The following is a 24607-nucleotide window of genomic DNA, read 5'->3' on the forward strand; positions in this document are numbered from 1 at the left end:
GTGGACTGCGCCACGTTGCGCGTCCTCCGGTTCTGCCGTACCACACCCACCCCAAAACGGGCGCGCTTTCCGGACATTGGCGAACGAATGCCGGGCCACCCGGTGCGGTACAACAGTCGGCCAGCCTACCGCGCGCAGTACGACAACAGGATCACGGGGAGGGCGAACCGGGTCAGACCGTACGGTCCGGCAGGACCCCGCTGAGCAGGAACGCAACGCTCCGTTCCGTCTCCGTCCAGGCCCGGGTGTCGAGTTCGACGGACTGGAGGAGGGAGCACTCGACGCGGTAGCCGTGCTCGGTGAGGTCCCGGCCGACGAGTTCGGCCTCGTCGCGGGTGGCCGCGTGGGCGACGATGCCCTGCGGACGCCGGTCGGCGACCGCGGAGACCACGGCCACTCCCCCGCCGCCGACGCGTACGACGTCAGGCTCGGGAAGGTTCTCCAGGACGTGCGGGGCGGTGCCGGCGACGATCTGCACCTGGAGTCCGAAGGCGCGCGCGTTGGCCTCGGTGCGTTCGCAGGCCCGCAGATCGCGGTCGACGGCGATGACGGCCGCCCCGGCCCGGGCGGCCTCGGTGGCGAAGGCGCCGCTGCCGCAGCCGATGTCCCACACCAGGTCGCCGACGCGCGGGCCCAGCCTGGCGAGTTGGGCCGCGCGGAGCGGTTCCAGCTCGCCCTCGCCCATGAGACCGCCGTAGGCCTCGGCGGGCAGTGTCCAGCCGCGCGGCGCGGCGGCCGGGTCACGGCCGGCGATCCAGCCGCCGTCCTCCGAGACGGCGGCGGTGCCGCCGATGACGATGACGAGGTTGGGGTCGCGCCAGGTGTGGTCGGCGGCCTTGTCGGAGGTGACGACGGTGAGCTGCTCGCGGTCGGTGCCCAGTTCCTCGCAGATGACGAAGGTGCGGTGGACGCCCTCCATCAGCAGGCCGAGTTCGGCGGGACCGGCGCCGGGTGAGGTGAGGACGGCGACCTTGGTGTGGGCTCGGCACACGTTCACCGCGCGGCGCAGGGTGCGGCGGTGTGCGACAACCACTTGTGCGTCGTCCCAGGGCATACCGGCGCGGGCGAAGGCGGCGGCGACCGAGGAGACCCCGGGGACGACCTCTACCTCCAGGCCGAACTCGGGTGCGCGCAGGGTCCGTACGACCCCGAAGAACCCGGGGTCGCCGTCGGCGAACACGACGGCGGTGCCTCGGTGGCCGGTGATGCGGCGCGCGGCGAGGGCGACGCTGCCGAGGCGGATGCGTTCGGCGGCGGGGGGCACCTCGGGGAGTGCCAGGTGGTGGGCGGCACCCGCCACCAGCGTGGCGGCGCCGAGGGCGGAACGTGCCGCGGCGGTCAGCGGCGAGCCGTCCCAGCCGATCACCGTGACCCGGTCGGCCATCGTGTCTTCGTCTCCAGGGGTGTACGCGGGTGGTCGTCGGGAGGGTACCCGGTACTGCGGGGAAGCGCTTTCGCCGGGCGGCGTCGGTACTCGGTCAGTTCCAGTCGGAGTACGGCGTGAAGCCGTCCGCGTCGGCCAACTGGCCGCCCGCGCCGTCGAGGTCCTCTGGCAGCAGGCTCCACACGATGAAGTCGGTGCGGACGTCGCTCCATGTGCCGTCCTCGGCTCGGACGTGCGCTATGCAGGCGTTCCGCAGGACCCCCTCGCTGATACAGCCGATCTTCTGGGCGACCTGCTGGGAGGCGGTGTTGTCGGCCGCCGTGCGCAGCTCGATCCGCTCGAACTTCTGGTCCGTGAACAGCCATTGGGCGGTGGCGAGCGCGGCTTCGGAGGCGTAGCCCTCGCCGCGGGCCCAGGGGGCGACGATGTACGACAGCTCGGTGGAACGGATGTGCCAGTCGGTCCTGCCGAGCTGGATGACACCGACCAGGCGCTGGGTGAGGAACTCGGTGACGGCGAGGCCGAGTCCGCGGCCGGCCTCCCGCTCGGTCGGCGCGTACTCCGTGATCCAGCCGCGGGCCCGGTCCTCGCTGAAGGGCTGGGGGATGTCGGTCCAGGCCCCGACCTGCTCGTCGTTCATCATCTCGGCCAACGCGGGCACGTCGTCCTCGTCGAGGGCGCGCAGCACCAACCGCTCCGTGCTGATGGAGATGTTGGGGAAGGTGCCAGTCATGCGCCGCTCCGTAACCGTCGGAAAACCTTCTGCCTGCGAACTGCCCAGCATGCAGCATGGCGGCGGACAACGGCAGCACGGGGTCCACCCATGGTGAGCGAGTGGACCCCGTCCGTGGCGATACGCGGTGTACGCGCCGGTAACCCTGTGCCTCTCAGAAGGACGCGATGACGGAGCCGGCGTACTTGTCCTGGATGAACTTCTTGACCTCGGGGGAGGTGAGCAGCTTGGCCAGCTTCTTGACGCGCGGGTCGTCCTGGTTGCCGTCCTTCACCGCGAGGAAGTTGCCGTACGGGTTGTTCTTGGCGGACTCCAGGACGAGGGCGTCCGAGGCGGGCTTGAGGTCGGCCTCGATGGCGTAGTTGCCGTTGATGACCGCGGCGTCGACGTCGTCCAGGGAGCGCGGGGTCTGGGCCGCCTCCAGCTCCTTGAACGTGAGGTTCTTCGGGTTCTTCGCGATGTCGGAGGGGGTCGCCTCGTTGCCGACGCCGTCCTTGAGCGTGATGATCCCGTTGGCGTCGAGCAGCTTGAGGGCACGCGCCTCGTTCACGCTGTCGTTGGGGACCGCGATCGTCGCACCGCTCTTGAGGGCGTCGGCGCTCTTGACCTTGTGGGAGTAGAGACCGAGCGGCTCCAGGTGAACCGTGACGACGGGCACGATGTCGGTGCCGTTCTTCTTGTTGTAGTCGTCGAGGTACGGCTTGTTCTGGAAGTAGTTGGCGTCCACCGAGCCGTCCTCGGTCGCCGGGTTCTGCGTCGTGTAGTCGCTGAACTCCTTGACCTCCAGGTCGAGGCCCGCCTTCTTCGCCAGGTTCTCCTTGATGTAGTTCAGGATCTCGGCGTGCGGGGTCGGGCTCGCGGCGACGACCAGCGGGCCGCTGGTGTCGGAGGCGGCCGAGTCGGACGAACCGCAGCCGCTGAGCCCGAGGGTGAGGGCTCCGGCGGCGAGGACGGCGGTGGTGAACTTTGCGGTGTTACGCACGAAAAGTGCCTTTCCTTTTGGGTGCAGCGATCCCGTGATGGGGTGCACGGGAGGATCGGGGAGGCTCAGCCGGTCTTGGTGTCCGACGTGGAGGCCTTGAGCAGACGCAGCTTCGGTGCGGGGCCCGAGCGTCCGCTGCGGGTGTGCAGCGAGCGGGCCGCGAAGTCGCCGGCGAACTGGATGAGCGAGATGACGACGGCGAGGACCGCGACGGTGACCCACATGAGCTGGGTCTCGAAGCGCTGGTAGCCGTAGCGGACGGCGACGTCGCCGAGGCCGCCGGCGCCGACCGTGCCGGCCATCGCCGAGTAGCCGATGAGGGCGACGATCGTGGTGGTGGTGCCGGCGATCAGCGAGGGCAGGGACTCGGGGACGAGGACCTTGCGGACGATGGTCCAGGTGTTGCCGCCCATCGACTGCACGGCCTCGACGAGCCCGCCGTCCACTTCGCGGACAGCCGTCTCGACAAGCCGCGCGAAGAAGGGGATCGCCCCGATGGCGAGCGGCACGATGGCGGCCTCGCGGCCGATGGTGGTGCCGGTGATCGAGCGGGTGAAGCCCATCAGCGCGACCATCAGGATGATGAACGGCATCGAGCGGGCGACGTTCACGACCTGCCCGATGACCTTGTTCGCGACGACGTTCTGGAGGAGGCCTCCCCGGTCGGTGAGGACGAGGAGGACACCGAGCGGCAATCCGCCCGCGACGGCGATGACCGTGGCCCAGCCGACCATGTAGAGGGTGTCCCAACACGCCTGCTCCAGCAGGGGCTGCATCTCGGACCAGGTCACTTGGCACCTTCCTTCACCGGCTGGGACTCACCGACGATGTCGATCTGCAGGCCCTGCTCACGCAGGAAGCCGACGGGTACGACGTTGTCCTCGTAGCGGCCGGGCAGTTCGAGGCGCATCCGGCCGACCTGGAGGCCGCCGACGGTGTCGATGGCGGCACCGAGGATCGATATGTCGATGTTGTAGGTGCGCGACAGCTGGGAGATGACGGGCTGGGTGGCCGCCTCGCCCTGGAAGGTGACGTCGAGGACGGTCCGGTCCTCGCCGGTGGCCTCGCCGCCGACCGGGAAGAGGGCGGAGGCCAGCTCGGAGCCGGGGGTGGCGAGCAGTTCGCTGACCGTGCCGGACTCGACGACGCGCCCGTTGTCCATCAGGGCGGCCGAGTCGCAGATCGACTTCACGACGCTCATCTCGTGGGTGATGAGCAGGACGGTGAGGCCGAGCTGCCGGTTCAGGTCGCGCAGGAGCTGGAGGATGGAGCGGGTGGTCTCCGGGTCGAGGGCGCTGGTGGCCTCGTCGGACAGCAGGACCTTGGGGTCGCCGGCCAGGGCGCGGGCGATGCCGACGCGCTGCTTCTGGCCGCCGGAGAGCTGGGCCGGGTAGGCGCCGGCCTTGTCGGAGAGCCCGACGAGGTCGAGGAGTTCGAGGGCCTTGCGCGAGCGCTCCCGGCCGGATGTGCCGAGGATTTCGAGCGGCAGCTCGACGTTGTCCTGCACGGTCCGGGTGGACAGCAGGTTGAAGTGCTGGAAGACCATGCCGATACGGCTGCGCGCCTGCCGCAGTTCCCGGCCGGCGCGCGGACCGCGTCCCGCGAGGGCGGTGAGGTCCTGCCCGTCGACGGTCACCGTGCCGGCGGTGGGGCGCTCCAGCAGGTTGACGCAGCGGATGAGCGAGGACTTGCCGGCGCCGGACTGGCCGATGACGCCGTACACCTCGCCTTCGCGGACGTGGAGATCGACGCCGTCGAGGGCGGTGATCTCCCGACCGCGGGAGCGGTAGACCTTGGTCAGGCCTGAGGTCGTGATCACAGGGGTTTCCGTCACAGTCGAGTACGCGGGCGTGGGTGTGCCCGGATACGGGAGAAGAATCGGGCGCGGGCTGTCGGTCACGTACGCGTTCATGGACGTACGGACATGCCACGGCGGCTCGCTTCGGGGCGCGAGGCTCAGGGGTGGTGCGGGGGCCCTCTAACAGGCGCGCATTCGACACATACAACGAGCACCGGGCGTCATGGTCGCCTCGGTCGCAAAGGTGCGGCAGCTCGTCGTGGTCATGCGATCAGTAAAGCAGACGTATGGAAGGGACCAAGAACCCGTTGTCCGTATGCCGGACGGCGGTGGACAGCTTTCAGCCGCGGACGGAGATCTCCACGTCCCCGGCGGTGACCAGTGCCGACAGAGCGGACAGATCGGCGACCACGAGGGCGGCGTCGAGCTCGTGGGCCTGGTGGGTTGTGGTCAACGCCACGGTGGTCATGCCGGCGGCACGGCCGGCGCGCAGGCCCGCGGGGGCGTCCTCGAAGACGACACAGCGGGCCGGGTCGACGCCGAGTTCACGGGCGGCGAGCAGATACGGCTCGGGGTCGGGCTTGCCGCGCGTGACGTCGTCGGCGGCGACCAGCGTCTTGGGGAGGATGCCGACGGCGCCGAGGCGGGCCTCGGCGAGACGGCGGGTGGCGGAGGTGACGACGGCCCACCGGTCGGCGGGCAGGGAGCCGAGGAAGTCCTCGGTCCCGGGGAGTAGTTGGACCCCGCCGTTGGATACGTCCTCCACCTCCAGCCGCTCGATCCTCGCGACGGCCTCCGGTACGACGTCGGCGGGCAGCAGGTCGGCGGCTATCGCCGCGGCCGTCCGGCCGTGCAGTTCGACCTGCGCGAACGCCTCCGCGGTGATGCCGTACTCCCCGGCCCAGCGCGTCCAGCAGCGGTGGACGGATTCGAGGGAGGAGACGAGTGTTCCGTCGTTGTCGAACAGGAGGGCGTCGGCGTGGATCTTCATGTCCTCGACCCTACGGTGCGAGGCGGGGGCGGCCGCCTCAGGCCCTTTGGCCCGTAATAGGCTCGCCGCATGTTTGATGTCCTGACGCTGGTGACCGGCGTCGCCGCGCTGCTGCTGGCCGCCTGGTGCGGCTGGGCCGCGTACCGGGACCAGTCGACCAAGGACTGGCACTTCATCGGGATGGCCGCGGTGTCGGTGCTGGCGTCGGTCCAGCTCGTGATCGGGATCGTGCAGCTCGCGCGGGGCGAGAAGCCGGAGCAGGGCACGGCGATCTTCGTGGCGTATCTGCTGGGGGCGTTCGCGTGTGTGCCGGCGGCGGGATTCATGTCGCTCGCGGAGCGGACGCGGTGGGGGTCGGCGACGGTCGCCGCCGGGGCTGTGGTGCTGGCCGTTCTGGAGGTGCGGCTCTATGACATCTGGGGAGGCTGAGGTGAGCGTGGACCGGCGGCGGCTGACCAGTGGGCCGGGGACGTTGCTCGTGTGGCTCTACGGCGTGATGGTGGTCGGGGCGGTGTCTCGGTCGGCGTACCAGATCTCCACGGACTTCGACCGGGCGCCACTTGCGTATTCACTGTCCGCAGTGGCGGGGGTCGTCTACGGGTTCATCACATACACACTCGTGCGCGGCGGGGAGACGGCTCGCAGGGTGGCGTTGGCGTGCTGCGTGGCGGAACTGGTCGGCGTGCTGACCGTGGGCACATGGACCTTGATCGAGCCGTCCGCGTTCCCCGATGCGACCGTGTGGTCGGACTTCGGGATGGGGTATCTGTTCATCCCCGTGCTGCTGCCGCTTTCCGCCATCTACTGGTTGCGGAAGGGTGCGCCTGCCGGGGATGCCGCCTGAGGTTTGTCGGGCGGCATCCGGCCGGTTGTGGCTGGTCGCGCCCACGCGGCGGAGCCGCACATCGACACAGCCCCGCGCCCCTAAGAACTCATGCGGTGGCCGCGTATGCCCCTGCCGGCTTCTCCAGGACGATCATCGGGACGCCGTCCGCGCCCTGCGACGTGCCCACCGTCTGGTAGCCGACCCTGCGGTAGAGGCGGAGGTTGCCCTCGCTGCGGTGGCCGGTGTGGAGGCGGAAACTCGTCGCACCGCGCTCGTCCGCCAGAGCCGCTTCCGCCGCCCGGAGGAGCCTCGCACCGATCCCGTGGCCCTGGAGGCGGGGGTGGACGCAGAGTTTGCCGATGGCGGCCGAGCCGTCCTCGGTGACATGGCCGCGGACCGAGCCGACCACCTCGTCGCCCAGGCGGGCCACGAACACGCAGTCCGAGACCACCTCCGCACGGACCGAGTCGAGGCTCTGGACGAGCGGATCGATGCGGTAGTTGCCGTACAGCGCCGCCTCACTCTGGAAGCACAGGTACTGCAGCCTGAAGATCTGCTCCGCGTCCTGCACGGCCGCCGCAGAGATGGTCACGCTCATGCCCATGTGCGCACGCCTCCCGCTCACCTGATCGCCTGTTGTCCCCCACTCCTATCCCCGCGCACGGCGTGTCGCAACCTCCGGTGTGAGCAATCTGCGAAGACATCCCAGGCATCTGGAACGTTCCGGACCGAGACTGCCCTGTGAGATACCCAACTCGCCCGCGATCTCCCGGTAGGTGAGGTCTCTCGGGGACAGGAGAGCGGCCATGAGGGAAGGGCACCGGCCGGGCAGCCGGCGCACCGCGTCGTGCACAGCCCGGCGGCGGGCCGCGGCGAGGGTGAGCTGTTCGGGCGTGTGGTCGCCGTCGGCCGCGGGTTCGGTGCCGTAGGGCCGTTCGAAGCGGGCGGTACGACGGTGTCGGCGGGACTCCGACCGGACGGCGCGGCGGAGCCAGCCGGGCGGGTCGAGGGGCGGGCCCTGGGTCTCCAGGTGCTCCAGGAGGCGGAGCCAGACCGCCTGTTCCAGATCGCCCGGTTCCGTACCGGTGGCATGTGCCTCGGCGGAGGCCTCGGCCGTGAGCAGTGGGCGCAGGGTGGTGACCAAGTCGTGCGTCATATGCGGTACGACACGGCCGTCCGGGCTGCGGGTTGCCCGGACGGCCGGAAGTCACCCCATCCGGGGCCGGTGGCTCAGCCGTTGACGAAGTCCGCGCGGGCCAGGACGCCGGTGTCGGCGTTGTCGGTGAAGACGCCGTCGATGCCGGTGGCGAAGTACCTCCCGAAGGCGCCGAAGGCGTCTCCGTAGGCGTCCGCGTCCGTGCCCCTGCGGTACTCCGCGGGCAGGAACGGGTTCTCGTTGCGCATGGTGTAGGGGTGCAGGACCAGCCCGACCTTGTGCGCGTCGGCGACCAGGGTCGTCTCCTTGTCGAGGCTGCCGTCCGCCTTCTTGGTGATGACCAGGTCGAGGGTCGGGCCGATGCCCTGGGCGTAACCGGCGATCTCCCTGAGGCCCTTGGGGGCGATCAGGTCGGCTACGGTGCGCGGGTCGCCCGTCTCGACGAAGTCCCAGGGGCGGGTGTTCGCGGCGGACAGAAGCACGACCAGGGGGTTGTCGACCAGTTTGTTCAGGCGCTGGATGCTGGTCGGCTCGAAGGACTGGAGGATGACCGGGGAGTTCCGCCTGTCCTTGCGGTGCTTGTGCAAGAGCTTGGCGACCCGCTCCTCCAGACCGAGGCCCAGCTTGCGGAAGTAGGTGGGGTGCTTGGTCTCGGGGTAGATCCAGACCTGCTTGCCCCGCTTGCGGGTCTGCTCGTCCTGCCACTTCAGGACTTCCTCGAAAGTGGGGATCTCCCAGCGGCCGTTGTAGAGCGTGTTGTGCGGGCGGTTGGCCGGGATGCGTTCGATCGCGCGCAGCGTCTTGAGCTCGGCGAGGGTGAAGTCCTCGGTGAACCAGCCGGTGGTGGACACCCCGTCGAGGACCTTCGTGGTCCTGCGGCCGGCGAACTCCGGGTGGTCCGCGACGTCCGTGGTGCCGCCGATCTCCGGCTCGTGACGGCAGACGAGGTGACCGTCCCTGGTGGGGACGAGGTCGCCGGCCTCGACCACGTCGGCGCCCAGGTCGAGGGCGAGTTCGTAGGAACCGAAGGTGTGCTCGGGACGGTAGCCGCTGGCGCCCCGGTGGCCGATGATCGTCGGCACGGGCAGGCTCTTCAGCCCGCCCTTCCCGGAGCCGGCGGATCCGGCCGGCCCGGCGGCTCTCGCCGTGCCGGACAGCCCGAGGACCGCTCCCCCGGCGCCGAGCACCGCGGCCCCGAGGAGCGCCCGTCGCCCGGTGCCACCCGTCTGCTCGTCCTGCGTTCCCATGAGGACTCCTCCTGCCGTCGCCTCTTCAGTGCGCGCCGATCGTAGGTCCGTGTGCATGACGGAAGGGAGACCTGCGGCGGAACACGCGGGTGACGTGGGATGTCGCATGGGAACAGATGTCTGACGACTCGTCGGCTTCAGGGCGTGTGGCCGGGGTACGCGACGGTCGGGGCGACGTCCGTCACATCGTTCCGCCCGGGTTTCCGGCACGCGGCGGGAATGCGCCGCAGGTAAACGAGCGTCAACAATGCGTAAGACCTCGGTGAACCCCGGGTGCTCGATGTGCACGACCACCCGAGCCGCGAGTAATGTCCTCACCTGCACAGACTCATACAGTTTCCCTGGCCGTTCTCTTGACACCGGAGGGCTCGTTGTCCCGCTTCGTGCTCATCAAGGCAGTGCTCGGACCGATCATGCGCCTGATGTTCCGCCCCCAGGTGGAGGGCGTGGAGCACATCCCGGGTGACGGTCCGGTGATCCTGGCCGGCAACCACCTGACCTTCATCGACTCGATGATCCTTCCGCTGGTGTGCGACCGGCAGGTGTTCTTCATCGGCAAGGACGAGTACGTCACCGGGAAGAGCCTCAAGGGCCGGCTGATGGCGTGGTTCTTCACCGGCGTCGGCATGATCCCCGTCGACCGCGACGGCGGACGCGGCGGTGTCGCCGCGCTGATGACCGGGCGGCGCGTCCTCGAGGAGGGCAAGGTCTTCGGGATCTACCCCGAGGGGACCCGGTCGCCCGACGGCCGGCTGTACCGGGGCCGTACCGGGATCGCGCGGCTCACGCTGATGACGGGGGCCCCGGTGGTTCCCTTCGCCATGATCGGCACGGACAAGCTGCAGCCGGGGGGTGCGGGGATGCCCCGTCCCGGGCGGGTCACCGTGCGCTTCGGTGAGGCGATGGAGTTCTCCCGGTACGACGGGATGGGCCGCGACCGCTATGTCCTGCGCGCGGTGACGGACTCCGTGATGACCGAGGTCATGCGGCTGTCCGGGCAGGAGTACGTGGACATGTACGCCACCAAGGCGAAGGCCGCGTAGGGGTTCGTCGTCGGGTGCGGGTACGTGGGGCCTCTCGAACCGTTCCCCGCCCCCCTAACTGCGGCTTTCCAACCGTTGGTTCTTCAGCATGAACCAGGCCGCAACCGCCGTCGCCAGCAGGACCACCGCTCCTGCGCCCGCCGCGATGGCGAGACCGTCCACAAAAGCCTCCCGGGCCGACGCCAGCAGTTCCTGAGCTGTGTCCGTCGGCATCCCGGACGCCGCCTCGACCGCGCCGCCCAGTGACTCGTGTGCCCCTGCCGGGGTTCCGGCCGGGGCCGCGAAGCCCCGGTAGACACCCGTCACGATCGAGCCCAGTACGGCGATGCCCAGGGCCGCGCCCAGTTCGTACGCCGTCTCCGAGACCGCCGACGCCGCGCCCGCCTGTTCCTTCGGAACGCTCGACAGGATGACGTCCGCGGTCACGGTGAACGAGAAGCCGGCGCCCACGCCCACGACCAGCAGGGCGGCCCCCAGCATCGGGTAGCCCGTGGACCGGTCGAGCAGGGTCAGGGATGCCAGTGCCAGGCCGATGGCGGCCAGGCCTCCGGCGACCACCGCGCGTACCGAGTAGCGGCGGGCCACCGTGCCCGCGACCAGGCCCGCCACCACCGCGCCCACCGCCGCCGGTAGTTCGGCCAGACCTGCCTCCAACGGCCGCCTGCCCTGCACGAGTTGCAGGTACTGGGAGAGGAAGAAGACGAGGCCCGACAGGCCGAGGACGGTCAGCAGGTCGGCCAGGACGGCGCCGCTGAAGCCGCGGTTGCGGAAGAGGCGCATGTCCAGAAGAGGGGCAGGCAGGGTGAGCTGGCGGCGCACGAAGGCGTACAGGGCCGCCCCGCCCAGGGCGCCCGCGGCGAGCGGCTCCCAGGTGACGCCGTGTGCGGCGAACTCCTTGACGGCGTAGACCACTGCGATCACGCCCACCAGCGAAAGCACGACGCTGCTCAGGTCCCAGGGTCCCGGGTTCGGGTTGCGGGACTCGGGGAGCAGCTTGATGCCGACGAGGACGAGGACCGCCATCACCGGCAGGTTGATCAGGAAGACCGAGCCCCACCAGAAGTGTTCGAGGAGGAACCCGCCGACGATGGGGCCGACCGCCGTACCGGCGGAGGCGGTCGCGCCCCAGATGCCGACGGCGAGGCTGCGCTCGCGCGGGTCGTGGAAGAGGTTGCGGATCAGGGCCAGCGTGGCGGGCATGAGGGTCGCTCCGGCGACGCCGAGCAGCGCCCGCGCCAGGATCATCAACTCCGGTGTCGTCGCATAGGCGTTGAGCACCGAGACGGCGCCGAACGCCGTCGCGCCGACGAGCAGGATCCGCTTGCGGCCGATGCGGTCGCCGAGACTGCCCATCGACACCAGCAGACCCGCGATGACGAACGAGTAGACGTCACCGATCCACAGGAGCTGGGTGCCGGTCGGCCGGAGGTCCTCGCTGATGTACGGGGTCGCCAGGCCGAGGACGGTCGCGTCGACGGCCACCAGCAGCACGGCGAGCACCAGGACGGACAGCGCGAGCCATCGGCCGGGTCGCTGCACCGCCTCGGTCGTGGCCGCCGGCTGCAGGGTGCTGGTCATGATTCCTCTCTCCGTAGTGCTCCGCCGAGCAGCAGCTCGACGGTCATGTGATGGAAGTCCTTGGGGGCGCCCTTGCCGCTCTGGAGCATCCAGACGGCAGAGGCGAGCAGACCGAACAGGGCCTCGGTGAGCCAGGCGGGCGTGAGGTCGATGCGGAACTCGCCGTTGTCCTGACCGCGCCGGAACAGTGCGGAGATGCGGGCGTCGATCCGGCCCCAGCCCTCGTGCTGCTCCTCGCCCTCGAACAGCTGGTTCTCCGTGTACAGGAAGGCGAGGAGTCCGGCCGCGGGCTCGGCCGCGCGGACCAGACGCCGTACGGCGTCGCTCGCCGGCCCCTCGTCCAGGCGGGCGGTGTCGAGCGCGGCCTCGCACTCCTCGATGCCGAGCGCTTCCAGTGCCCGTACGAGCGTGTCGCGTCCGGCGAAGTGGCGGTGCAGGGTGGCCCGGCTGATGCCGGCGGACCTGGCGACCTCGTCCATGGTCGCGGTGGAACGGCGGGTCAGCAGGGCCGCGGCACTGCGCAGCACGTGGTCACGATCGACAGCCATGAGACAACCATAAACCACATGAGACAGTGATGTCTCATTCTGGGCGCGCACGTCTCACGGGTGACTGTCGTCAGGGCTTTCGTCAGTGCCAGGGCAGCCGACCGCGCCGCCCCCAGTACGCCTGCGGCTCCTCCGCCAGTCCGGCGAGGCGGGCCAGCTGGTCGTCGTCCAGGTCCACGGCGGCAGCGTGCAGATTGGACGCGAGCTGGTTGGCGGTGGCGGCCCCGGAGAGGACGACTCCGGCCCAGGGCTGCCTCAGGACCAGCGCGAGGGCCACCGCGTCGCACCCCAGGGACGTCTCCTGCGCCACGGCCTTCAGGGCGTCCGGGGCGTGCGGCCCGGCGAGCCTGCCGTTGGCCATGCCCTCCTTGACGATCACCGTGAGGCCGGCGTCATGGGCCTCGGCGAGGGCGGGCGCGGCCGAGGTCTCCAGGGCGTTGTACGTCGACTGGACCGTACGGAAGAGGGGCTCGCCGTCGACCGTCACGGCGAGGGCGGTGCGGATGGCGTCGGCCTGGGCGGGACCGCTGGTCGAGAAGCCGATGGTGGTGCCCTGGGCGGCCGCTTCCGCGAGCCTCGCATGGAGTTCCTTGTCGGTGAGGGCCGGGCTGTCCGGGGTCACCGAGTGGATCTGGTAGAGGTCGAGGCGGTCGCCGAGCAGTTCGGCGGTCTCGGCGCGCTGGCGGTCGTACGTCCGGAGGCTGTGGTCCTTGACCTCGTGGTGTTCGGCGTCGGTGGTCCAGCCCGCGGTGTACGTGTAGCCCCACTTGCTGCCGATCACCACGTCGTCGACGCCGGGGTTCCCGGTGAGCCAGTCCGCGAGGAACTCCTCGGAGCGGCCGTAGGAGCGGGCCACGTCGAAGTAGCGGACGCCCTGGAAGTAGGCGGCGTCGAGGAGTTCATGGGTGCGGGTGCGGAGCGCGTCCACGCTGCGGTCCGCACCGAGGTCCTCGTCCCGGCCGAGGTTGATGTAGCCGGGGCGGCCCACTGCGGCCAGGCCGAGGCCGAGGTGGCTGGTGGGGGTGGTGGCGGTGGCAAGGCGGGCGAAGGGCATGCCGACAACGTAACTCGGGATGCCCTTCGCTTCAGGGGATTGCTTGTACGGTGCTTCGGCGAGTGCAGGAGCGTTGCGGTTGCTCGCGCCCACGCGGCGGAGCCGCAAATCGATACAGCCCCGCGCCCCTAAAGGCGCTCGGCCCACTGGTGTTGAGCAGCCACGTCCGCCTTCACCTCTGCCAGCTGGACCGCCACCGCGCTGGGCGCCGTGCCACCCCTGGCGTTGCGGGAGGCCAGGGCGCCCGGGACGTTGAGGACCGTGCGGACCTCCGGGGTCAGATGGGCGGAGATCTTGGCGAACTGGTCGTCCGTCAGGTCGGCGAGTTCCTTGCCCTCGGCCTCCGCCGCCTTGACGCACTCGCCGGCGACCTCGTGGGCCACGCGGAAGGGGACGCCCTGCCTGACCAGCCACTCGGCGATGTCGGTGGCGAGGGAGAAGCCGGCCGGGGCCAGTTCCTCCATGCGGTCACGGTGGACCGTGAGGGTGGCCATCATGCCGGTGAAGGCGGGGAGCAGGACCTCCAGCTGGTCGCAGGAGTCGAAGACCGGCTCCTTGTCCTCCTGGAGGTCGCGGTTGTAGGCGAGGGGCAGCGCCTTCAACGTCGCCATCAGGCCCGTCAGGTTGCCGATGAGCCGGCCGCTCTTGCCGCGCGCCAGCTCCGCGATGTCCGGGTTCTTCTTCTGCGGCATGATCGACGAGCCGGTCGAGAACGCGTCGTGCAGGGTCACGAAGGAGAACTCCTTCGTGTTCCAGATGATGATCTCCTCGGCGATCCGGGAGAGGTTCACCCCGATCATCGCGGTGATGAAGGCGAACTCGGCGACGAAGTCACGGGAGGCCGTGCCGTCGATGGAGTTGCCGACGCTGCCGCGCTCGAAGCCCAGGTCCTTCGCCACCGCCTCCGGGTCCAGGCCGAGGCTGCTGCCGGCCAGGGCACCCGAGCCGTACGGCGAGACGGCCGTGCGCTCGTCCCACTGGCGCAGCCGCTCCGCGTCCCGGGACAGGGACTGGACGTGGGCCAGGACGTGGTGGGCGAACAGGACCGGCTGGGCGTGCTGGAGGTGGGTGCGGCCGGGCATCGCCACGTCCGGGTGCGCCTCCGCCAGCCCGACCAGGGCGTCCTGGAGTTCGGCGATCAGGCCGCCGATGATCCGGGCGTGGTCCCGCAAGTACATCCGGAAGAGGGTCGCGATCTGGTCATTGCGGGAGCGCCCGGCGCGAAGCTTGCCGCCGAGGTCGGGGCCGACGCGCTCCAGCAGGCCCCGCTCCAGGGCCGTGTGGCAGTCCTCGTCGGCGATCGTGCCCACGAAGGAGCCGTCGGCCACATCCGCTTCGAGTTCGTCGAGCCCGGCATGCATGCGCTGGAGCTCGTCCTCGCTCAGGAGCCCCGCCTTGTGCAGCACACGCGCGTGGGCACGCGAACCGGCGATGTCGTACGGCGCGAGCCGCCAGTCGAAGTGGACGGACGCGGACAGCTTGGCCAGGGCCTCGGCGGGACCGTCGGCGAAACGACCGCCCCAGAGCCGGACGTCACCGCTGTTGCTGCTCACTTGCGTAGCTCCTCACCGCTGCACTCAACCTTATGCATGATTATGCAGAGTCCTGCATGATTCGTCAATCCGGGCCGGGCGGCAGAGATTTTGAGCTCCCTTTGAACACCGGAAACCGCTTGCCCGTATTCCTCGCCGAACGCAGGCGCCGCGTTTGTAAACGAAGACCACTCCCGACCCCCGAGTGAGGCATCCGCATGTCCAGGGCTCTTCCGAAGTACAACCAGCGCCGCGTGGCGATCATCGGCGGCGCCGCCGCCGTGGCACTGACCGGGGCCATCGTGGCCGGTACCGCCCTCGCCGGGGAGACCCCCAAGAGCAGCAGCACCACCGCCCGCACCCTCGCCGCCGCCGGCACGATCACGTGCCCGGACGTGGCCTCGAAGCTGCCCGCGATCCCCGCCACCGCCCAGGCAGAGGTCACCCGCAACCTGACGCTGCTGAACACCCAGATCGCCGAGGCCAACAAGCGACTCGTCGACACCGTCGGCCAGGGCGGCCCGAACTTCGTCAACAACGCCATCCTCGGCCCGCTGAAGGACAAGCGTGTCGCCACGGTCAACCGCATCGCCACGGCGATCGGCCGTACGGCGGCCAAGCCGACCGGCCTGGACGCGCTCGCGCCGTGCACGCTGAACGGCGCGGGCGCGGCCGGCGCCAACACCGGCAACGCGGGCGGCAACGCCAACACGGGTAATGGGAACGCCAACGCGGGCAACAGCAACGCCAACGGCGGAGCCAATGCCAACGCCAACGCCGGGGGCAACGCCGCGACCGCCGCCGGCACGATCGCGTGCCCGGACGTGGCCTCGAAGCTGCCCGCGATCCCCGCCACCGCCCAGGCGGAGGTCACCCGCAACCTGACGCTGCTGAACACCCAGATCGCCGAGGCGAACAAGCGACTCGTCGACACGGTCGGCCAGGGCGGCGCCAACTTCGTCCAGAACGCGATCCTCGGCCCGCTGGCCGACAAGCGGAAGTCGACCATCGACCGCATCGCCATCTCCATCGGCCGCACCGCCGCCAAGCCGCAGGGCCTCGACTCCCTGGCCGCCTGCACGCTCACCAAGTGACGTGACAGGCGCTGTGGCCGCCCCGAGTGAGCGCCGGCCGGGGCGGCCACGGGCGTCTGCCCGAGCTTCGGCTCAGGCGGACACCCGAATTCCTTAGACAGGCGAAAGGCTTGCACCCATAATCGTTAGACATGGGAAAGACTTATGAGCGCATAGACGGCCGGCTCCGCACGTTCATCGAGGCACAGCCTCTCTTCTTCACCGCGTCCGCTCCCCTGTCGGGCGACGGCACGGTCAACCTCTCCCCCAAAGGCCTGCGCGGCTCCTTCGCCATCCTCGACGAACTCACCCTCGCCTACCTCGACTTCGCAGGCTCCAACGCCGAGACGGTCGCCCATCTGCGGGAGAACGGCCGGATCACGCTCATGTGGTGCGCGTTCCAGGGGCCGCCGAACATCGTCCGGGTGCACGGGCGCGGCGAACCGGTCTTCCGGGACGACCCGCGCTTCCGGGAACTGCTCTCCCACTTCCCCGACATCGACCCGACGGACCACGGACTGCGGGCGATCATCGTCGTGACGGCCGAACTGATCCGCGACTCCTGCGGTTACGCCGTGCCGTACATGACCTACGAGAGCGACCGGGAGCTGCACGGCAGACGGTTCGCGCGCGAGGACGACGAGTCGCTGAGCGAGTACTTCGCGAAGAAGGACCACATCGCGACGAGTCTGGACGGACTGCCCGGGCTGCCGTTGCCACTGCCGCCCTCCACGGTCTGAGCCGTACGGACGCACCCGCCGTTGCCGTGGTCACCCGCCGGTGATCCGGACGGTGAAGGTGGTCGATCCCGGCCTGCTCTCCATCGCCACGCCTCCCCCGTGTGCCTCCACCACCGCCGCCACGATCGACAGGCCGAGGCCCGCGCCGCCTGTCTCCGCCTTGGTGCGGCGGTCGGCCCGGGTGAAGCGTTCGAAGACGCCCGGCTGGATGTCCTCGGGAATGCCGGGGCCGTCGTCCTGGACCTTCAGGGTGGTTACCTTGCCGTCGCTCTCCAGGGTCACCGTGACCTTGGTGCCGCCGGGTGTGTGCAGCCGGGCGTTGGCCAGCAGGTTGGACACCACCTGATGGAGGCGGTGCTCGTCGCCCGTCACCGTCACGGGATCCTCGGGGAGGTCCAGGGACCAGCGGTGGCCGGGGCCCGAGACCCTCGCGTCCGTCACCGCGTCCAGGACCAGCCGGGTGAGGTCGACGGGCCTGGACTCCAGCGGGCGGCCCGCGTCCAGGCGGGCCAGCAGGAGGAGGTCGTCGACCATCGCGCCCATGCGGGTCGACTCGGCGGCGATGCGTTCCAGGGAGCGGGTCACCTCGGGTGGGACCGGGCCGGGGTGCAGCAGGGCGAGTTCGGCGTGGCCGCGTACGGAGGCGACCGGGGTGCGCAGTTCGTGGCTGGCGTCGGCGGCGAAGCTGCGCAGCCGTTCCTCGCTGGCGTGGCGCTTGGTGAGGGCGTCCTCCACGTGGCCGAGCATCCGGTTGAACGCTCCGGCGACCCGCCCCACCTCGCTGCGCGGGTCGGACTCCGGGGCGCGGGGCGGCAGGGCCACCTCCCCGCTGGCCAGCGGGAGTTCGCTGACCCGGGTGGCGGTCGCGGCGACCCGGCTGAGCGGCCGCAGGGACCAGCGCACCCACAGGGCGCCCGCGACACCGGCCGCCGTGAGGGCGGCGGCGAGGACGATTCCGGCGACCAGTTCGAGGCGGTGGACGGCGGCTTCGACGGGTTCCAGGGGCAGGCCGGTGATCAGGACGTCCCCGTCCACCCCCCGGGAGGCGCTCACCCGGTAGCTCTCCAGGGCGGAGAGTTCGACGCTGCGACCCCGGCCGTCGACGGGGACCGCGGCGAGCCGCCTGCGGTCGTCGGCGCTGAGGTCGACGTTCAGGGTGCCGTTGGAGCGGACCACCGCCGCGTTGGTGATGGTGCCGCCCACCAGCCGGGCGCCGAACGTGCCCGCGGACTGGCGGCGAGTGTCGCCGTGCTCGTCGCCGTCGTGGTCGTCCTTCTGGGGCTGCCCCTTGTGTTCCAGGCTGATCGCGAACCTGTTGCCGGCTTCGGACAGCTGCTCGTCGAGCCGGCTGGTGAGAAAGCCGTTCAGCTCCAGTACGGCGGCCAGCCCGACCGCCGCGCAGCTGACCGCGAGCAGCACCACGAGGCCGAGGGTGAGCCGGGCCCGCAGGGTGTGCGGCCGCAGGTCCCTCACGGCGTCACCGGCTTGATCACGTATCCCGCCCCGCGCACGGTGTGGATCATCGGTTCGCGGCCCGCGTCCACCTTCTTGCGCAGATACGAGATGTACAGCTCCACGACATGGGCGCGGCCCCCGAAGTCGTAGGACCACACCCGGTCGAGGATCTGGGTCTTGCTGAGCACGCGGCGCGGGTTGCGCATGAGGAAGCGCAGCAGCTCGAACTCGGTCGGGGACAGTTCGACCAGCTCACCGCCGCGGGTGACCTCGCGGGCCTCCTCGTCCATGACCAGGTCTCCGACGGTCAGCCGCGGGCCCTCGTCGAGCTGCCGGGCCATGCCCGCGCGGCGCAGCAGTCCGCGCAGCCGGGCGATGACCTCCTCCAGGCTGAACGGCTTGGTGACGTAGTCGTCGCCGCCCGCCGTGATGCCCTTGATGCGGTCCTCGACGGCGTCCCTGGCGGTCAGGAAGAGCACGCAGACGTCGGACTTCACGGTGTGCAGGGTGCGCAGGACGGTGAAGCCGTCGGTGTCGGGGAGCATCACGTCGAGGACGACGGCGTCGGGCAGCAGCTCCCGGGCCGCGGCCACCGCCGAGGCGCCGTCGCCGGCCGTGCGGACCTGCCAGCCCTCGTAGCGCAGGGCACCGGAGAGGACCTCGGCGAGGTCGGGGTCGTCGTCGACGACGAGGACGCGCAGCGGGGTGCCGTCGGGGCGGGTGAGGGCGGGGCGGCCGGAGCGGGCTGTGTTCATGTCCTTCCCAGCATCACCCCTGGCGGGGGTGCCGGGGGCCACCGGAAGCTCTGAGTTTCCTCTGAGTGCGCTCTGCGGGAGGCCGTTTCAGAGGTTCCTGAGAGGTTCCCCTCGCACAGTTGTGTCCCGGACAGGCGAAAGGACGCATCCATGACCACCGTGTACGAGCGACGGGCCGCACCGGCCGTGGCGCCGGCCGCGCGACGCTCCCCCGCGGGCGCCGTGCTGGCCCTGCTGTGGGCCGGGGCCGCGGCCGTGATCGCCCTGTGGTGGGCGGACACCGGTTCGGTGGTCGGTGCGGCGGGGTGGCTGACCGGGGCCGGGCGGATCGCCGGGCTGCTGTGCGGGTACTCCTGCGCGGTGCTGGTGGGCCTGATGGCGCGGGTTCCGCTGCTGGAGCGGCGGGTCGGCTCGGACCGGGTGGCGCGCTGGCACGCGATGGCGGGCCGCTACACCGTCTGTCTGCTGCTCGCGCACATCGCGCTGATCCTCACCGGCTACGCCGCCCAGGACAGCGCGTCGCTGTGGCACGAGACGGTCACGGTGGTCCTGGACTACCCCGACATGCTCAAGGCGACCGCCGGCACGGTGATCCTCCTCGCGGTCGGGGTCACCTCCGCGCGTGCGGTGCGCCGCCGTACCGGCCACGAGTTCTGGTACTACGTCCATCTCCTCACGTACGCCGCCGTGTTCCTCGCCTTCGGCCACCAACTGGCCCTCGGCAACGACCTCAACGGCAACGCCGTGGCCACGGCAGCCTGGTACACGCTGTATCTGGGTGTGGCGGCCCTGGTGCTGTGGTTCCGGATCCTCGCCCCGGTGCGGCTGAACCTGCGGCACCGGCTGCGGGTGGAGTCGGTGCACCAGGAGGCGCGGGGCGTGTGGTCCGTCGTCGTGGCAGGGCGGGACCTGGACCGACTCGGTGCGCAGGCTGGGCAGTTCTTCCGCTGGCGGTTCCTCGCCGAGGGTCTGCGCTGGACGTCCACGCCGTACTCCCTTTCGGCACCGCCCCGTTCGGACCGTATGCGGATCACGGTCAAGGCGCTCGGTGACCACAGTGCGGCCGTGGCGTCGCTGCGGCCGGGCACACGGGTGTGGGCGGAGGGGCCGTACGGCTCGCTGACCGGGGACCGGCGGACCTCGCCGAAGGCGCTCCTGATCGGGGGCGGGGTCGGTATCACCCCGCTGCGGGCGCTGTTCGAGACGCTGCCGGGAGACGTGACCCTCCTGTACCGGGCGCGCACGGTACAGGACCTCGCGCTGGGCGGGGAGTTGGAGGCCGTCGCGCGGTGGCGCGGGGCGACGGTGCACTACGCGCTCAACGGGCCCGACGGGCGGCGGCCGAGCATCACCGCCGCCTCGCTGCGGGCGGTCGTCCCCGACCTGGCAGGACACGACGTCTACATCTGCGGTCCGCACGGCTTCGCCCAGGACCTGTACGAGGAGCTGCGCGGCGCCGGTGTCCCGGACCGCCGGATCCACCACGAGTCGTTCGAACTCTGAGAGCCGGGAGGCCGTAGAAGTGCACGCGTTGAAGAAGAACCGCCCGCTGCGCCGGATCGTCCTGGCGAGCGCGGCCACCGTCTCCGGGATGGTGATGCTGCTGTCGCTGAAGCCGCACGCGTCACCGGCGGCCGCCCTGGCGCTGCCCGCGCCCACGAGCAGTTCGAGCGCGTCGAGCGGCTCCGCGTCGGCCACGACCGGCACGAAGACCGTCACCGGCGACACCATCCAGACCCGCTGGGGGCCGGTCCAGGTCCGCATCACGATCAAGAACAGCAGGCTCACCGAGGTCGAGGCGGTCACCTACCCGTCGGACAACCCGCGGGACCAGGAGATCAACAGCTACGCGATCCCGCGGCTGCGCAGCGAGGCCCTCCAGGCCCAGAGCGCGGACATCGACACGGTCTCGGGGGCCACCTACACGAGCGACGGTTACCGCCAGTCACTCCAGTCCGCACTGGACTCCGCTCGCAGCTGAACACACTGGCGTCACGGCACGTATCTGAGGACCGAGGGACCACGACGACCCCCTCGCTCCCGTCCCCGGAGGAAACGTGACCACGACGCTCGCAGGCGGCCGCGCCGCCCGTCGCCAGACGATGCGCCGCATCCGCCCGCGCCGTTCCCCGGCGACCGTCCTGCTGCTCGCCGTATGGGCCGGGGCGGTCGGTGTGCTGTGGCTGTGGTGGCACAACACGCCGTCCGTGGCCGACGACAACAGCAAGATCCTCAACGCGGGCCGGATCACCGGTCTGCTGGCCGGGTACCTGATGGCGCTCGTGGTGCTCCAGATGGCCCGGGTGCCCGCGCTGGAACGCCGGGTCGGCTCCGACCGCGTCGCCCGCTGGCACGCGATGACCGGCCGCTACACGCTCTGCCTGGTCGTCGCCCACGTCTTCCTGATCATGTGGGGCTACGCCCTCCAGGCAGGCAAGGGCCTCGGCGACATCGTCCAGCAGACGATGGACTCCATCAACCAGCTGCCCGACATGGGCAAGGCGGCCATCGGCACCGGTCTGCTGTTCGTGATCGGGCTGATGTCGATCGGCGGAGTGCGCCGCAGGATTCCGTACGACACCTGGTACCACGTGCACCTGCTGACGTACGCGGCGGTCTTCCTGACCTTCTGGCACCAGCTGACCACGGGCAACGACTTCGCGGTCGAGCCGGTCGCCAAGACCGTCTGGTACGCCCTGTACGGGTCGGTCACCGCACTGGTCGTCTGGTACCGGATCCTCACGCCGATCCGGCTGAACCTGCGCCACCGGATGTATGTCGAGGCCGTCGTCGAGGAGACCCCGGGTGTGGTGTCGGTGCTGATCGGCGGGCGCAAGCTGCACCGGATGGGCGCGGAGGCGGGCCAGTTCTTCCGCTGGCGGTTCCTCGCACCGGGTATGCGGTTCAGCTCGCACCCGTACTCACTGTCGGCGGCGCCCCGGCCGGGCATGCTGCGGATCACGGTGAAGGCGATCGGCGACCACAGCGAGCGGCTGCGCGAACTGGTGCCCGGCACCAAGGTGTGGGCCGAGGGGCCGTACGGCGCCCTGACCGCCCAGCGCCGCAGCCGCGGCAAGGTGCTGCTGGTGGCCGGCGGTGTCGGGATCACGCCGATGCGGGCCCTGTTCGAGACGCTGCCGGGCGCGGCCGGTGACATCACCCTCCTGTACCGGGCCAACACCACCCAGGACCTGGCCCTGTGGGACGAGCTCTCGGCCATCGCGGACGAGCGCGGCGCCCGGCTGATGTACGCGGTGAACAGTCCGGACGGGGAGCGCCCGGACATCTCCGCGGAGTCCCTGCAGCGCAAGCTCCCCGACATCGACGAGCACGACGTGTTCATGTGCGGGCCCAACGGTTTCGCGCAGTCCGTGTTCGAAGCACTGCGCGGCGCGGGTGTGCCTGCCCGCCGCATCCATCACGAGTCGTTCGAGATGTGAGCGACGGGAATCCAGGAGCTGTTGAAGCGATGAGGAAGTCTCACCCCGTCCGTCGAGTCGTGCTCGCGACCGCCGCCACCGTCTCCGGTGTCGTGCTGCTGCTGTCGCTGAAGCCGTCCTCGGACCCGGCGTCCGCCCAGGCGGGCGGAACGATCCCGCAGCAGACTTCGGCGGCCCAGGAGTCGGCCCAGGGCGGCACCGGGGCGGCCGCCGGCAGCACGTTCACCGGCGACGTGGTCCAGACCCAGTACGGTCCCGTCCAGGTCCGTATCACCGTCAGCGGCACCAAGATCACCAAGTCCGAGGCGGTGCAGGCGCCCAAGGGCGGCACCAGCGACCAGAAGACGGCACTGTCCGTCCCCAAGCTCAACCAGGACGTCGTCGCCAAACAGAGCCCGCAGGTCGACACGGTGTCCGGGGCGACCTACACGAGCGACGGCTACAAGAAGTCGCTCCAGTCGGCGATCGACAAGGCGAACGAAGCCCCCGCAGCACCGGCGCAGCCGTCGGCCCAGCCGTCGCAGTCGGCGGGCGGCAGCGCCGAGGCGGCCGCCAAGACGGTGACCGGCGCGGTCTCGCAGACCCAGTACGGCCCGGTCCAGGTCCGGATCACGGTCAGCGGCGGCAAGATCACCAAGGCCGAGGCGGTCCAGGCGCCCAAGGGCGGCACCAGCGACCAGAAGACTGCACTGTCCGTCCCCAAGCTCAACCAGGAGGCCGTGGCGGCCGGCTCCGCGGACATCGACTCGGTCTCCGGGGCCACGTACACCAGCGAGGGCTACAAGAAGTCGTTGCAGTCGGCGCTGGACCAGACCGGTGGCTGACACGGTGGCCGAGCCGGCGCAAGCTCCCGCCGCGGTGCGTCACGCGGAAGAGACCATGGGGACGGTCTTCTCCTTCGACGTCCGCGGCGGGGAACCCCTTGCCGTGCAGACGGCACTGCGGGAGGCGGTGGCGGGACTGCACCGCGTGAACGAGGTCTTCAGCACCTACCGCGACGACAGCCAGGTCTCCCGCCTGGCCCGCGGTGAGCTGACGGTCGCCGAGTGCGACCCGGAGGTGGCCGAGGTCCTCGAACTGGGCGCCGAGGCCGAGCGGTTGAGCGACGGCTGGTTCAGCTTGCGCTACGAGGGCCGCCTGGACCCGACGGGCATCGTCAAGGGCTGGGCGGTGGAACGCGCGGCCCGCCACCTGGCTCTCGCCGGGGCGACCGGGGTGAGCGTCAACGGCGGCGGGGACGTACAGCTGTTGGGCGTACCCGGCGCGCAACGCCCGTGGCGCGTAGGGGTCTCGGACCCCCTGCGGCCTGGCGGCCTGGCGGCGGTGGTCTCGGCGGCGGGCGCGGCGGAGTTGGCGGTGGCCACGTCCGGCACCGCGGAACGCGGCGCCCACATCGTCGATCCCCGCACGGGCCGCTCCGCGGTCACGGACCTGGTCGCGGTGACCGTGGTGGCCCCCACCGTGACCTGGGCGGACTGCTGGGCGACGGCGGCTTTCGCGATGGGTTCACGGGAGGGCCTGGCGTGGCTGGAGGCGTTGCCGGACGTGGAGGCGCTGCTGATCACGGCGGGCGACGAGGTCAGGTGTACGGGAGGCCTGGCAGCCAGGCTCGGGTGAGCGGATCTCCCTGGGGCGCGGGGCTGTATCGATATGCGGCTCCGCCGCGTGGGCGCGACAAGCCCCCACAGACCCGCGCCCGACCGACTACCCCTAGTGACCGTTCTGCGCCAACCGCAACAAATGCTCAGCGAGCGCCTGACCCCCCGTGGGGTTCCGGCTGATCAGCATCAACGTGTCGTCACCGGCGATGGTCCCGAGGATGTCCTGCAACTCGGCTTGGTCGATCGCCGACGCCAGGAACTGCGCGGCCCCCGGAGGAGTGCGCAGCACCACGAGGTTCGCCGAAGCCTCCGCGGAGATCAGCAGCTCCTGCGACAGCCGCCGCATCCGCTCCTCCTTCGCCGACTCCCCCAGCGGAACACGGGGGGTCCGGAAACCCCCTTCGCTCGGCACCGCGTAGATCAGGTCGCCGTCGTTGTTGCGGATCTTCACCGCGTTGAGCTCGTCGAGGTCCCGGGAGAGCGTCGCCTGCGTGACGCTCAGCCCGTCGTCGGACAGCAGCTTCGCCAACTGGCTCTGCGACCGCACCGGTTGCCGGTTGAGGATGTCCACGATCCGGCGGTGGCGCGCGGTACGCGTCTGCGGCACGGCAGGCCCGGTGGCCCCGTTCTGCTCGTGATCCTGCGCATGACTCATCGTCGTCCCATTCCCC

Annotated in this window: 26 protein-coding genes; 10 read left to right on the forward strand and 16 right to left on the reverse strand. The window is 70.6% G+C overall.

From position 1 onward, the window contains the following. Positions 1-172: 172 nt before the first annotated feature. From cbiE to ACZ48Z_RS00955, 6 genes are all read right to left on the reverse strand, one after another. The gene (gene cbiE, locus ACZ48Z_RS00930; protein ID WP_468733642.1) at positions 173-1384 is read right to left on the reverse strand and encodes a precorrin-6y C5,15-methyltransferase (decarboxylating) subunit CbiE; all 1212 of its coding nucleotides are present in this window, start codon (positions 1382-1384) and stop codon (positions 173-175) included. 94 nt (positions 1385-1478) lie between these two features. Further along, the gene (locus ACZ48Z_RS00935) at positions 1479-2117 is read right to left on the reverse strand and encodes a GNAT family N-acetyltransferase (protein WP_468733643.1); all 639 of its coding nucleotides are present in this window, start codon (positions 2115-2117) and stop codon (positions 1479-1481) included. A gap of 154 nt (positions 2118-2271) precedes the next feature. After that, positions 2272-3099 (reverse strand): MetQ/NlpA family ABC transporter substrate-binding protein, encoded by an 828-nt coding sequence (locus tag ACZ48Z_RS00940; protein ID WP_468733644.1) that lies wholly within the window; start codon positions 3097-3099, stop codon positions 2272-2274. A gap of 65 nt (positions 3100-3164) precedes the next feature. Further along, a complete protein-coding gene (locus ACZ48Z_RS00945; RefSeq protein WP_468733645.1) occupies positions 3165-3890 on the reverse strand; it encodes a methionine ABC transporter permease in 726 nt (241 codons plus the stop codon). After that, the gene (locus ACZ48Z_RS00950; RefSeq protein WP_468733646.1) at positions 3887-4918 is read right to left on the reverse strand and encodes a methionine ABC transporter ATP-binding protein; all 1032 of its coding nucleotides are present in this window, start codon (positions 4916-4918) and stop codon (positions 3887-3889) included. The genes ACZ48Z_RS00945 and ACZ48Z_RS00950 overlap by 4 nt, the downstream gene beginning before the upstream one ends. 319 nt (positions 4919-5237) lie before the next feature. After that, positions 5238-5888, reverse strand: a complete 651-nt coding sequence (locus ACZ48Z_RS00955) for an HAD family hydrolase (protein ID WP_468733647.1) — start codon at positions 5886-5888, stop codon at positions 5238-5240. Positions 5889-5957: 69 nt separating this feature from the next. Between ACZ48Z_RS00955 and ACZ48Z_RS00960 the strand changes: the two genes are divergently transcribed. Together ACZ48Z_RS00960 and ACZ48Z_RS00965 are read left to right on the forward strand one after the other, a co-directional pair. Continuing rightward, positions 5958-6317: a hypothetical protein gene (locus tag ACZ48Z_RS00960; RefSeq protein WP_468733648.1), complete on the forward strand. Its 360-nt coding sequence runs from the start codon at positions 5958-5960 to the stop codon at positions 6315-6317. Beyond that, positions 6298-6732: a hypothetical protein gene (locus ACZ48Z_RS00965; protein ID WP_468733649.1), complete on the forward strand. Its 435-nt coding sequence runs from the start codon at positions 6298-6300 to the stop codon at positions 6730-6732. Before ACZ48Z_RS00960 ends, ACZ48Z_RS00965 begins: the two co-directional genes overlap by 20 nt. Before the next feature lie 88 nt (positions 6733-6820). On the opposite strand, the gene ACZ48Z_RS00970 is transcribed toward ACZ48Z_RS00965, so the two are convergent. The 3 genes from ACZ48Z_RS00970 to ACZ48Z_RS00980 all read right to left on the reverse strand — a co-directional run bounded on the left by ACZ48Z_RS00970 (position 6821) and on the right by ACZ48Z_RS00980 (position 9117). Next, complete coding sequence (locus ACZ48Z_RS00970; protein ID WP_468733650.1) at positions 6821-7318, reverse strand: GNAT family N-acetyltransferase; 498 nt, start codon at positions 7316-7318, stop codon at positions 6821-6823. Between the two features lie 45 nt (positions 7319-7363). After that, positions 7364-7870: a sigma-70 family RNA polymerase sigma factor gene (locus ACZ48Z_RS00975; protein WP_468733651.1), complete on the reverse strand. Its 507-nt coding sequence runs from the start codon at positions 7868-7870 to the stop codon at positions 7364-7366. A 74-nt stretch (positions 7871-7944) separates the two neighbouring features. Continuing rightward, positions 7945-9117 carry a glycerophosphodiester phosphodiesterase gene (locus ACZ48Z_RS00980; protein ID WP_468733652.1) on the reverse strand — a complete coding sequence of 391 codons (1173 nt, stop codon included), beginning with the start codon at positions 9115-9117 and terminating at the stop codon, positions 7945-7947. Positions 9118-9488: 371 nt separating this feature from the next. Here ACZ48Z_RS00980 and ACZ48Z_RS00985 point away from each other — a divergent pair, with 371 nt between their 5' ends. Next, entirely contained in the window at positions 9489-10160 is a 672-nt protein-coding gene (locus tag ACZ48Z_RS00985) for a lysophospholipid acyltransferase family protein (protein ID WP_328745709.1), read from the forward strand. Positions 10161-10214: 54 nt separating this feature from the next. Here ACZ48Z_RS00985 and ACZ48Z_RS00990 read toward each other — a convergent pair whose 3' ends face one another. The 4 genes from ACZ48Z_RS00990 to argH all read right to left on the reverse strand — a co-directional run bounded on the left by ACZ48Z_RS00990 (position 10215) and on the right by argH (position 14893). Beyond that, entirely contained in the window at positions 10215-11738 is a 1524-nt protein-coding gene (locus ACZ48Z_RS00990; protein ID WP_468733653.1) for an MFS transporter, read from the reverse strand. Continuing rightward, positions 11735-12286: a TetR/AcrR family transcriptional regulator gene (locus ACZ48Z_RS00995; RefSeq protein WP_468733654.1), complete on the reverse strand. Its 552-nt coding sequence runs from the start codon at positions 12284-12286 to the stop codon at positions 11735-11737. The genes ACZ48Z_RS00990 and ACZ48Z_RS00995 overlap by 4 nt, the downstream gene beginning before the upstream one ends. A gap of 82 nt (positions 12287-12368) precedes the next feature. Further along, complete coding sequence (locus tag ACZ48Z_RS01000) at positions 12369-13340, reverse strand: aldo/keto reductase (RefSeq protein ID WP_468733655.1); 972 nt, start codon at positions 13338-13340, stop codon at positions 12369-12371. 128 nt (positions 13341-13468) lie between these two features. Further along, on the reverse strand, positions 13469-14893 hold the full coding sequence (gene argH / locus ACZ48Z_RS01005; protein ID WP_468733656.1) for an argininosuccinate lyase: 1425 nt from the start codon (positions 14891-14893) through the stop codon (positions 13469-13471). A 197-nt stretch (positions 14894-15090) separates the two neighbouring features. Between argH and ACZ48Z_RS01010 the strand changes: the two genes are divergently transcribed. Both ACZ48Z_RS01010 and ACZ48Z_RS01015 read left to right on the forward strand, forming a co-directional pair. Continuing rightward, positions 15091-15966: a hypothetical protein gene (locus ACZ48Z_RS01010; RefSeq protein ID WP_468733657.1), complete on the forward strand. Its 876-nt coding sequence runs from the start codon at positions 15091-15093 to the stop codon at positions 15964-15966. Positions 15967-16097: 131 nt separating this feature from the next. Continuing rightward, positions 16098-16685, forward strand: a complete 588-nt coding sequence (locus ACZ48Z_RS01015) for a pyridoxamine 5'-phosphate oxidase family protein (RefSeq protein ID WP_468733658.1) — start codon at positions 16098-16100, stop codon at positions 16683-16685. Between the two features lie 30 nt (positions 16686-16715). Here the strand turns inward: ACZ48Z_RS01015 and ACZ48Z_RS01020 are convergent, their stop codons facing one another. Next, the gene (locus ACZ48Z_RS01020) at positions 16716-18158 is read right to left on the reverse strand and encodes a sensor histidine kinase (RefSeq protein WP_468733659.1); all 1443 of its coding nucleotides are present in this window, start codon (positions 18156-18158) and stop codon (positions 16716-16718) included. Then, positions 18155-18895: a response regulator transcription factor gene (locus tag ACZ48Z_RS01025; protein WP_468733660.1), complete on the reverse strand. Its 741-nt coding sequence runs from the start codon at positions 18893-18895 to the stop codon at positions 18155-18157. The genes ACZ48Z_RS01020 and ACZ48Z_RS01025 overlap by 4 nt, the downstream gene beginning before the upstream one ends. 150 nt (positions 18896-19045) lie before the next feature. Between ACZ48Z_RS01025 and ACZ48Z_RS01030 the strand changes: the two genes are divergently transcribed. The 5 genes from ACZ48Z_RS01030 (at position 19046) to ACZ48Z_RS01050 (ending at position 23952) form a co-directional block, all read left to right on the forward strand. Then, complete coding sequence (locus ACZ48Z_RS01030) at positions 19046-20398, forward strand: ferredoxin reductase family protein (RefSeq protein WP_468733661.1); 1353 nt, start codon at positions 19046-19048, stop codon at positions 20396-20398. Positions 20399-20417: 19 nt separating this feature from the next. After that, on the forward strand, positions 20418-20876 hold the full coding sequence (locus ACZ48Z_RS01035) for an FMN-binding protein (RefSeq protein WP_468733662.1): 459 nt from the start codon (positions 20418-20420) through the stop codon (positions 20874-20876). Between the two features lie 76 nt (positions 20877-20952). Then, a complete protein-coding gene (locus ACZ48Z_RS01040) occupies positions 20953-22335 on the forward strand; it encodes a ferredoxin reductase family protein (protein ID WP_468733663.1) in 1383 nt (460 codons plus the stop codon). Between the two features lie 29 nt (positions 22336-22364). Continuing rightward, positions 22365-23159, forward strand: coding sequence for an FMN-binding protein (locus ACZ48Z_RS01045; RefSeq protein WP_468733664.1), 795 nt, complete (start codon positions 22365-22367; stop codon positions 23157-23159). Then, entirely contained in the window at positions 23152-23952 is an 801-nt protein-coding gene (locus ACZ48Z_RS01050; RefSeq protein ID WP_468733665.1) for an FAD:protein FMN transferase, read from the forward strand. Before ACZ48Z_RS01045 ends, ACZ48Z_RS01050 begins: the two co-directional genes overlap by 8 nt. Positions 23953-24045: 93 nt before the next feature. On the opposite strand, the gene ACZ48Z_RS01055 is transcribed toward ACZ48Z_RS01050, so the two are convergent. Continuing rightward, on the reverse strand, positions 24046-24591 hold the full coding sequence (locus ACZ48Z_RS01055; protein WP_468733666.1) for an arginine repressor: 546 nt from the start codon (positions 24589-24591) through the stop codon (positions 24046-24048). Between the last annotated feature and the right edge of the window lie 16 nt (positions 24592-24607).

Source organism: Streptomyces sp. NPDC031225, assembly GCF_055570355.1.

Bases quoted from the DNA above. Each gene is read 5' to 3' on its own strand.
- ACZ48Z_RS01010 (WP_468733657.1), top strand. From the start codon at position 15,091: ATGTCCAGGGCTCTTCCGAAGTACAACCAGCGCCGCGTGGCGATCATC.
- ACZ48Z_RS01045 (WP_468733664.1), top strand. From the start codon at position 22,365: ATGAGGAAGTCTCACCCCGTCCGTCGAGTCGTGCTCGCGACCGCCGCC.
- ACZ48Z_RS00960 (WP_468733648.1), top strand. From the start codon at position 5,958: ATGTTTGATGTCCTGACGCTGGTGACCGGCGTCGCCGCGCTGCTGCTG.
- ACZ48Z_RS00965 (WP_468733649.1), top strand. From the start codon at position 6,298: ATGACATCTGGGGAGGCTGAGGTGAGCGTGGACCGGCGGCGGCTGACC.
- ACZ48Z_RS01015 (WP_468733658.1), top strand. From the start codon at position 16,098: ATGGGAAAGACTTATGAGCGCATAGACGGCCGGCTCCGCACGTTCATC.
- ACZ48Z_RS00975 (WP_468733651.1), bottom strand. From the start codon at position 7,870: ATGACGCACGACTTGGTCACCACCCTGCGCCCACTGCTCACGGCCGAG.
- ACZ48Z_RS01000 (WP_468733655.1), bottom strand. From the start codon at position 13,340: ATGCCCTTCGCCCGCCTTGCCACCGCCACCACCCCCACCAGCCACCTC.
- ACZ48Z_RS00935 (WP_468733643.1), bottom strand. From the start codon at position 2,117: ATGACTGGCACCTTCCCCAACATCTCCATCAGCACGGAGCGGTTGGTG.
- ACZ48Z_RS00990 (WP_468733653.1), bottom strand. From the start codon at position 11,738: ATGACCAGCACCCTGCAGCCGGCGGCCACGACCGAGGCGGTGCAGCGA.
- ACZ48Z_RS01030 (WP_468733661.1), top strand. From the start codon at position 19,046: ATGACCACCGTGTACGAGCGACGGGCCGCACCGGCCGTGGCGCCGGCC.
- ACZ48Z_RS00955 (WP_468733647.1), bottom strand. From the start codon at position 5,888: ATGAAGATCCACGCCGACGCCCTCCTGTTCGACAACGACGGAACACTC.
- ACZ48Z_RS00995 (WP_468733654.1), bottom strand. From the start codon at position 12,286: ATGGCTGTCGATCGTGACCACGTGCTGCGCAGTGCCGCGGCCCTGCTG.
- cbiE (WP_468733642.1), bottom strand. From the start codon at position 1,384: ATGGCCGACCGGGTCACGGTGATCGGCTGGGACGGCTCGCCGCTGACC.
- ACZ48Z_RS01055 (WP_468733666.1), bottom strand. From the start codon at position 24,591: ATGAGTCATGCGCAGGATCACGAGCAGAACGGGGCCACCGGGCCTGCC.
- ACZ48Z_RS00970 (WP_468733650.1), bottom strand. From the start codon at position 7,318: ATGGGCATGAGCGTGACCATCTCTGCGGCGGCCGTGCAGGACGCGGAG.
- ACZ48Z_RS00980 (WP_468733652.1), bottom strand. From the start codon at position 9,117: ATGGGAACGCAGGACGAGCAGACGGGTGGCACCGGGCGACGGGCGCTC.
- ACZ48Z_RS01025 (WP_468733660.1), bottom strand. From the start codon at position 18,895: ATGAACACAGCCCGCTCCGGCCGCCCCGCCCTCACCCGCCCCGACGGC.